The 8,379-nt window shown below is 35.2% G+C and carries 3 protein-coding genes; all 3 read right to left on the bottom strand.

Annotation, left to right across the window (positions count from 1 at the left end):
• On the bottom strand, positions 1-5,745 hold a 5,745-nt coding region (locus HMPREF0077_RS10715), incomplete at its 3' end, for a Rib/alpha-like domain-containing protein (protein WP_052588088.1).
• 261 nt (positions 5,746-6,006) lie between these two features.
• Positions 6,007-7,494 carry a restriction endonuclease subunit S gene (locus HMPREF0077_RS00025; protein ID WP_004835773.1) on the bottom strand — a complete coding sequence of 496 codons (1,488 nt, stop codon included), beginning with the start codon at positions 7,492-7,494 and terminating at the stop codon, positions 6,007-6,009.
• Positions 7,491-8,379, bottom strand: an 889-nt coding sequence (locus HMPREF0077_RS00020; RefSeq protein WP_004835772.1) for an HsdM family class I SAM-dependent methyltransferase, incomplete at its 5' end; no start/stop codon positions are given. The genes HMPREF0077_RS00020 and HMPREF0077_RS00025, both read right to left, overlap by 4 nt.

Here is an 8,379-nt window from a genome sequence, read left to right as displayed (position 1 = left end):
ACTCCACTTGCCTGTTTGTGGGTCTTTTGTTGCTGTAACTGTCTTTTCGTTTCCGTCATTATCTTTGTATGTTACAGAAACTTCTTTTGTATCTTTATCTGTTGGTGGTGTTACTGTTACACTTCCGTCTTTGTTTGCAGTTACGGTTGGTGCTTGTGGTGCTGTTGTATCATGAACTTTTAGGCTAGCTTCTAGTGTATCTGTAGAACCATCGCTGTATTTTACCACAACTGGAATTTTTATTTCTTTTCCCTCATCAGAAGCTTGTGGCGTATATGTGATTTTTCCATCTGCATCAATTTTTGCACCTTGAGGATGGTTTTTGCCAAGTTCAAATGTTATTCCTTCTGGTTTACTTACATCTGCTCCAGCTTCATTTTTGAAATTTGGTCCTGTAATTGTTGCTTGTGTGTTTACTTTTCCATCAGCTTCTGTGTATGCTGGAGTGAATTTATCAGATAGTGCAGGTAGTTTTGCCTTGCCAGCTTCTGTAGATTCATTTCCTGCTTCGTCCTTAGCCTTGGAGCTTATCTCTGTTCCTCCCTTGACCTTATCTTTTGGAAGTGTAATTACTCCACTTGTTTGGTCAATCTTTATTGAAGTATCAGTTCCTTCTGGAAGTTTCCATTTGTTTCCATCTTTTGTTGCAAGAAGAGTTTGGTCATTTCCATCTTTGTCTTTGTATGTTACTGTAACTGATTTTGTATCTTCATCTGCTGGTGGAGTTATTTCTATGTTTCCATCATCTTTTACAGTAACTTTTGGATTGTCTGGTGCTTGATCATCTTTTGCTGTTACTGTGACTTCGTCTGATGTTTTTTCTCCAGCCTTTGCTGTGAGTTTTACATCTGTATCATTTTTGATTTTGTCAGCTGGGATTGTGATTTCGCCTGTAATTTCATCTATTGTTATAGATGGATCTGTGTCAGTTGGAAGTTTCCATTTGCCATCATTGCCTTTTGTAGCTGTTAGAGTTGTTGGAGTCTCACTTCCTTTTGGAGTGTAAGTTACTTTAATTTCTTCTGCCTTATCATCTTTTGGCTTTGCAATTACACTTCCATCTTTATCGGCAGTTACTGTTGGAGCTTTTAATTTTTCTTCTACTGTGTCTTTTTGTGATAGTTGTCCTACCTTTTGGCTTTCTCCACTTCCTTGAGTAACTGTAACAGCTCCATCATCAGCAACCTCGATTTTTACATCTTCTGGTAAATTTTGATTTGCATCTTTTATAGCTTTTATAACTTTATCTTTTTCATCTTTTGTTAGCTTACTTGCGTCAACAACTTCTGTTTTTGCTGGTGCTACAAGTTTTATAATTTTGTCAGTATCTTTAGCTTCTTCAATTGTTTGTTCAGGTTGGAATGTTCCAACTTTTCCTTCACCCATAGGCACAGTTACGGTTCCGTTTGCATCAACTTCAATTTCTTCATCTTTAAAATCAAGATCTGGATTTGCTTTTTTAACTTGATCTCTTACTGCTTGTTTTTCCGTTTCGTTAAGTTGATTCTTATTGGATACTTTAACCTTTTCAGCAGGTGGATTTAAGGTTTTGCCATCTCTTGTGAATTGTTTTACTGTGTCCTTAGCTTCTAATGTTCCAGTTTTTTCTCCATCCTTTACTGTTACATTACCCTTGCTATCAACTTTTACATCTGCATCATTAGTTAGTTTATCCTTGTTTGCATCCTTAACTTTTTCTGCAACTTCTTCTTTTTCTTTTTGTGTTAAAATAGTAGGATCTTTGACTTCAACTTTTTCAGTTGGTTTTTTCAAATCAAGTATTGTGTCTTTTTGGACAACGGTCTTGTCAGCTGGGATTTTGCCGACCTTACCACCTTGGTTTATCTTAACAGTACCATCAGCTTCTACTGTAATTTCTTTGTCTTTGAAGTTTCTTTCTGGGTTAGCATCTTTAACTGCTTTCTTAATTGCTGCAATTTCATCAGGTTTTAACTCACCTATCTTATCAACCTTAACTGGTTCTTTTGGTGGGTTGAAAGTATTTTCTACTAATTTTTGAGTAACTGTATTATCTTTTTCAATTGTTCCAGTTTGATCACCCTTTTTAACTGTTACTGTTCCATCTTTGGCTACTGTTACGTCAGCTTCTGTAATTCCCTTATCCTTATTGGCATCGGCAACAGCTTTTTTAACCTCTGCTATTTCATCAGAAGTCAATGAGCTGATATCTTTTACTTCAACCTTTTCAGGATTATTTAATTGTAGTGCTTCTTCTGGCTTCTTTTCCCAAACTGCATATGCAGTCTTAGGTGCTGTAACGCCTGTTAATATATTAGGATTTGCCTCTTTTGCATCTTTTGAATCAGCCCATCCTTTGAAATCATAGCCATCTCTTGTTGGTGTTGGTGCTGTTACACTACCATTATCAACTTTAACTGTAGTTTGTTCTTTATCATCGCCAAACTTACCACCATTAGCGTCAAAGGTTACTGTAGTTTCATCTGAATAAATTGCATAAACAACAAGGTGTTTTGTTATAGGGGTGTCTGCCCTAAAGATATCTTTCTTGTCGACCTTATTAAATTCTTCGGCACTTACAGTTGTATTGTTATTTAGAGCTTTTTTTCCTTCAGCTGTAACCCAACCCAAGAATTTTTTATTTCCAGTAGCTTTTGGTGCGTCAGGGAATTTGTCTCCAGTATTTGCTTCTACATTTGCACCTTCAAAACCATTGGCTGTATAGCCGTCTTCTCCGTAGAACTTAACATTATCTGGTGCTATCTTAACAGCTTGCTTTGTGCCGTCTGACCATTTACCTTCTGTTGCATCAAACAAAATTCTTGCCCTAACTCTTGTTTCAAAAAGATCAGATGGAAGTGATGAACCATCAGATGCATTTGCTACAAATTTCATATCCTTTAGAAGGGTTAAAGTTTTGTCTGTTTTATCATCAGATTGGTAAGCGAGCATTTTTGCAAGATTTACCCTATACTCGTAAGCCTTGTAGACCTTACTTAACCCATCAAATTGAGCGTCAAAGATATTGTCTTTTGAAAGAGTTAATTTTTTTCTTACATCTTCTCTCTTTAAGTTTCCTTTATCATCATATTCATTTTCATCAGCTTGGACCTTGGCTATTAACTTACCTACTCTGCCTTCTTCATAAAGAGTCCTTACCTTACCACCGTCATATTTGGTATAACCGACAATTTGTGTAGTAGCTGTATTGAAGGCTTTTTCATCAGTTGGCAATGCCTTTGGATTCTTATAAACATCACCCTCAGCATAATCATTGGTAAAGATTTGTTGGTAAGGAGTGTAAAGGGACTTGTTGATTGATAAAACTGATTTTTTATCAGAATGGTCTGTCCATGTTAAAAGTTTTACATTGTACATTGATTTTTCAAGAGATCTATATTTAAACCATGAAGTTTGTCCATCAATCTTTTTTCCATCTGCACCAATTGACTCAACATAAATGTCTGCACCTGGTTCTAGTTTTTTTGTGTTGATGTAGAATGTACCACCATAACCATCAGTAGCTCTATTTGATACACCTGTTAAAACTCCATCAGTGTCCATGTACTGCCATAATACTTTAGGAGTGAATACAATTTCTCCTTTCTTTCCACCTTTTAGCGTATATTTTAGTTTAAATGATTCTTTTTTATCCGCTTTAAAAAGATGCATTGTGATATTTCTATTTGTTTCCAACTTTAATTCAGCAGCACCTTGGTTATACTTACTTCCATTATGGATTTCAAGGAAGTTTACTGGCTTATCGTGTTTTGAAGTATAAGGCATATAAATTTTTAACTTATCGCCCTTGTTGATAGTTGCACCCTCACGAAGGGTAATCTTATAAACTCCATTTGCGTATTTTTCTATAGCATCATTGGCTCCCTTGCCTATAACATAGCCATTGTAGTATCCTTGTGGTTTTCTTAGAATAGCTTGGTCGCCACCAACTTGGACCATAATTTGTCCACCAGTCGGATCATCTCCAGTGTCGATTAGGTATGATTCTCCTTGGTCAACTACATAGTCATCGTCATAGGATTTTTCATAGCTAACCCAGCCGTCTTTGTTAGGATTTGTCCAACCTGACATCATAGCGTAATTTAATTTTCTAACCTTATCATTGCTAAAGGTATTTTCAAATTTTCCCTTGTCCACTACATAATCAATAGCTGTGATATAAAAACCTGAGATCATGGTGTGTTTCTCAAGTTGAGGGACAGTAACAACCTTTACTCCATCTTTTTGGAAATCTTTTGTTCCGATAACTACATAGGCTAATTTACCATCAGCAGAATAGTTTATCATATCCTTCTTGATTCCAAAATCAACTGAAACAGGTGATTGGACTCTTCCGTTGGTCAAAACTTTGACATAGGCAATATTTTTTTTAGAATCTTCTTTTAAATAATTAACGAGATTTGCATCAAAGACTTGGGTGTAGGCAATAGGCAGATCCCCTACTGTTTCCCTTACTATAGGATTAGTTTGACCCATATATTGGGTTCTAATAATACCAAGATTTGATTTGTCAGGATATTTGTCTGGATTTGAAATAAATTCAGACATAAAGAACTCTTGGTTGGTTGCATTATTAGAATCACTTTGAAGTCCACCCTTGATAAATAGGTTGCCTAGCTTATCTCCTAGGTCAACTGCTGTTGTCTTGGTGTAGGTAGAGTAATCCATAGATGTTCCCTTAGGAGCATAAGCATAAATTCTAGTATAATCTCCATTGGCAACTCTCATTTGAACAATGTAATTTTCATTTTTAAGAGTCTCTAAATCTACATCTTCTTTTAAAACTAAATTTATAGGTAGATTTGCTCTATTATTTGTCCTATCTCCAGTAGCTAATCCTAGGTCAAATCCTCTACCAGCTACACCATTAACTGTTTCTAATTTATATTGAGTCTTACCATCCTTACCCAAAACATAAGAAAGGTCATAATCAATATACTTATCCAAATCTCCAAAATTGATTAAAGCCCTATACCAAACACCAGATGCCGCTTGAGTTTTTTCCTTATAGACAAGTCTTAAGACTGTCCTGCCATTGGCATCGATAAAGGTCCCATCATAGTCGATATCGTTCATTTGAACTGGGTCGCCCCCACCTACTCTTACGAGGTTTTGGTTATCTTCAACTTTCCAACGGCTCTTGTCCTTAATTTTATTTTCCCAGTTGGCTTTTGTGTAGTAGGTTGCAGATGTTTCTCCGTCTACCTTTGTATTTTTTTCAGGACTAGCTTCCCTATCTTGATTAGATGAACTTACAGGGACTGGAATTTGTTTGCCAGATGCTTCTAATTCTTGGCCATCCTTATCTTCGCTTTCTTTTTCTTTATTCTTTGTTTTCTCTTTTATTCTTTCTTTGAGAAACTTATCAAAATCGAAATTCTCATCCTTAGCCTTTATGGCTTCTGCTTCTTTCAAGATTGTTTGAATTTCTTCATCTGTAAAGCCTGCTTCTTTGAGGGCTTTTTTTTGCTCATCAGTAAGGGCTAGGCCTTTATGAACTTCTTCATCTTGTATTTGTGTATCATTCTTAGATTCAGCGGATGAGTTACTTTCTTTCTCGCTTATGCCACTTGCTCCATTAACTTCCGAAGCTATAGATGACATAGGAGAAAAAATCAGGGTAAAACCTAGCATACATGATACCAAGCCAATAGTTAGCTTTCTTGTAGCATATCTAGGCTTTTTTGACCTAGTCAACTCCCTTTTCTTTTCAATAATCTCACTAAATCTTTTAATATTATTCATAGTTACTTCCTTAATTTTTTTAAAATTTTGCAACATTTTGTCTTTTTACTAATTATACTATCTATTAATATAATATCTATTAATTTTAATATATATTAGCATCCTTTTTTTCATTAAAAACAAAAGAGCAAGTTCCCAATATCATCGCCCTAAAAAAGCTAAGATTAGAAATTGCTCTTGTTTATTATATGAAATTTGCCTTAGGATTTATCCCTAGGTGAAATTTTATCCAGAAATATTTTTATAAATATTTATCTCCCTTTAATTTTTAATAACTTGTTCACATAGGGGAAGAAGTTCTTCTAACTTTTCCACTAATCTTTTTTGCTCTGCTAGGGGTGGAAGGGGGATAATTGTGTTCGCAATATCTCTCATGACCCAATTTTTATTACCTACGCCCCTTGTATTTTCCTTTACCTGCACTTGAACAAGTGGACTATTAATTAAGTGTTTTAAAAAATAAATATTAATTAGTTTCTTAGGAAATTTAAGTAATGCCACACTTACAAATAAAGAAAATTCCTCATCAGTGTCGATAACAACGGGGATACCTGTTGTTCCAACTTTTGTAAGAAGTAAATCTCCTCTTTCAGGATTACATCTTTCAAAAAGTTTATCATGTTCTTTTTTTGATATGAACCTACAACTTGAATAATCAATTTTTCCAGAACTGATATCTTTTACCGAGAGAAATGGTATCCCTTCATTTGTATAAGTTGGAGTCTTATGTGCACCATCGGTTAACTTTAATGTAATTTCTCCCAACCTAACCCACTTCCAAGACTCAGGTATATCAAAGGGGATTTCTTCTTCTGTGATTTCTGGGAGGGGTTTTTGTTTTTTGATTTTTCCTTCTTTTATTAGTTTGTTTTTTTCTTCCTTAATAAGTTCAAAAAGTTCTTCCCCCGTTCCCTCTTCCTTCCTTTGCTCTACCAGCCTTCCTTTGATTGCTTCTTGGAGGAGAGATTTCTTCAAATCTTCTGGGAATTTCTTGTTTAAGTCCTCAAGCATCTGCCAATTTTTTCCATACTTGTCAACAAGGAGCATTAGGTCTTCAATTTTTTCTACAATTCTTTCCTGCTCTTTCAATGGTGGTAGGGGGAGTAAGATCTTTTTAGCATTTTGTGCAGAAAGATTAGGCTGTGCTGTTCCATTATCGTATTTTTTTGTTTCTGAATAAAATAGATATGAGTTTAAATAATTCAGAACAAATTCTAGCTTAATTTTTTTGTAATTTCTTAAAATTACCAATGAGGAAGCAATTGCACCTTTCTCAAAAGGATAGATACAATTTTTTCCAAGAGAGCCTCTGATACAAAGAACTATATCATTTTTTAATAATTTACCACTTCCTAGTCTTTCATACTGGTTTATATCTAGATATAATAGATTATTTTCATCAACAGTGCCATCTTTAAGGTTTATTGCACTTATAAATGGAATATCGCCATTCTCTTTGAGCTTACTTTTTGCTGGATAATTCTTTCCTCGATCTCCATTTATAAATTGAAATACATCACCCAACCTAACCCACTTCCAAGACTCAGGTATATCAAAAGGTATCTCTTCTTCTGTAATTTCTGGAAGGGGTTTTTGTTTTTTGACTTTCCCTTCTTTAATGAGTTTATTTTTCTCTTCTTGGATAAGCTTATATAGCTCTTCTCCTGTTCCCTCTTCTTTTCTTTGTTCTACTAGCTTTCCTTCTATAGCCCTTTGCAAGATAGAATTTTTTAATTCTTGGGGAGTCATTTTTGACCTCCAAGTTTTCTTGTGATTTCTCCTAGGATTTTGTCAATATTGGCATTTAGGGTCTGTCTTTCTTCTTGGTATTCGTAGATTAGATCCATGGGATCTAGGATGACTTCTTCTTCATGAGGGTAGCCACATTGGTCGAAATTGTAGGATAAGTCTTCTGCAAGTTCTTTTTTTGTGAATTTTTTAGCCTTATAGAAGCCATCTATTTCAATTTTCTCTCTCTTATCCCACCAGTCGATAACTTTATCGAAATGCGCAAGCTTCATTGGCTTAGTCTTTGAGAAATTCTTGTAGCCATCTGGCATATCCATCCTATAAAACCAAGTTTCTTTAGTTTCACCAGTATTGTCAAAGAAAAGAATGTTGGTAGTTATTGAAGTGTAAGGAGCAAAGACGCTATTAGGCATCCTTATTATGGTGTGGAGGTTGAAGTTTTCTAGAAGATTTTTCTTTATATTAAGCTTAGCATTATCTGAACCAAAGAGGAAACCATCAGGAAGGATAACAGCAACCCTGCCCTTTTCTTTTAGCCTATACATAATTACCGACATAAATAAATCGGCAGTTTCTGAACTTGCTAGATCTGCTGGAAAGTGATTTTTGACATCTTCTTTTTCTGAGCCACCATAGGGTGGATTCATCAAAATTACATCAAACTTATCTTCATCTGTATAGTCGAGGACATCTCTTAGGAGGGAATTGTCGTGGTAGATTTCTGGTAGATCCATGTCATGGATTAGCATATTAGTAATGCAGAGCATATAGGGAAATTGCTTTTTCTCTATGCCATAAATAGACTTGCTAAAGGCTCCTTCATCAGCCACAGTCTTAACTTGTTTTCTCAATTCCTTTAGCCAAGAGGTCAAAAATCCTCCTGTT

The sequence above is a fragment of the Anaerococcus tetradius ATCC 35098 genome, assembly GCF_000159095.1.
Taxonomy (GTDB): Bacteria; Bacillota; Clostridia; order Tissierellales; family Peptoniphilaceae; genus Anaerococcus; species Anaerococcus tetradius.
Note: the sequence above shows the minus strand (reverse complement) of the source record. Positions and strands in the feature narration are given on the sequence as shown.

What these genes read in the sequence shown, in the direction of transcription:
- HMPREF0077_RS00025 (WP_004835773.1), bottom strand. Translation starts at nt 7,494, where the DNA reads ATGACTCCCCAAGAATTAAAAAATTCTATCTTGCAAAGGGCTATAGAA.